Origin of the sequence: Micromonospora sp. D75, assembly GCF_018070405.1 — a bacterium.
Taxonomy (GTDB): domain Bacteria; phylum Actinomycetota; class Actinomycetes; order Mycobacteriales; family Micromonosporaceae; genus Micromonospora; species Micromonospora chalcea.
Genome location: NZ_JAGPXV010001128.1, coordinates 1 through 692, shown reverse-complemented (window position 1 = coordinate 692; position 692 = coordinate 1). Strand labels below are relative to the sequence as shown.

General features: G+C 77.9%; 1 protein-coding gene. It reads right to left on the bottom strand.

Annotation, left to right across the window (positions count from 1 at the left end):
- A partial coding sequence (locus KBX39_RS32465) for a crosslink repair DNA glycosylase YcaQ family protein (protein WP_369010135.1) occupies positions 1 to 692 on the bottom strand: 692 nt, incomplete at both ends.

The window sequence follows — 692 nt, the reverse complement described above, 5'->3', positions numbered from 1 at the left end:
AACGTGGCGAGCGCGCGTGGCGGCACCGGTTCGATCTCCCGGCGCAGGGCGGCCAGCGAGCGGCGGCGCAGCAGGCGCAGCACCTCCGCGTCGCACCACTGCGTGCCCACCGTGTCCGGGGCGAACTCGCCGGAGACCACCCGGCCGTTCGCCGCGAGCCGCCGCAGCGCCTGCTCCACCACGAACACACCGAGCCCGAACCGGGCCGCGCAGGTGGCCGCCGCGAACGGGCCGTGCGTGCGGGCGTACCGGGCGACCAGGTCGGTGAGCGGATCGGCGACCGGCGCGAGGTACGCCTCGGCGACCCCGACGGGCAGCGCCACGCCGAGCGCGTCGCGCAGCCGGGCGGCGTCCTCCACGACCACCCAGCGGTCCTCGCCGGCGATCCGGACCCGCAGCACCCGCCGCGCCGCCGCCAGCTCGTCGGCCCAGGACTCCGGCGCGCCCCGCTCGGCCAGCTCGGCGCTGCTCAGGTCACCGACCACGCGCAGCAGCTCGACCACGTCCTCCGGGTCGCGGGGCCGACGCTGCTCGGTGCGCCAGCGCAGTTGACGGGCGGTCTCGGCGAGCACCTCCGGGTCGAGCAGCTCCCGCAGATCGACCCGGCCCAGCAGTTCGCCGAGCAGCCCGGAGTCGAGCGCCAGCGCGGCGGCCCGCCGCTCGGCCAGCGGGGCGTCGCCCTCGTAGAGGAA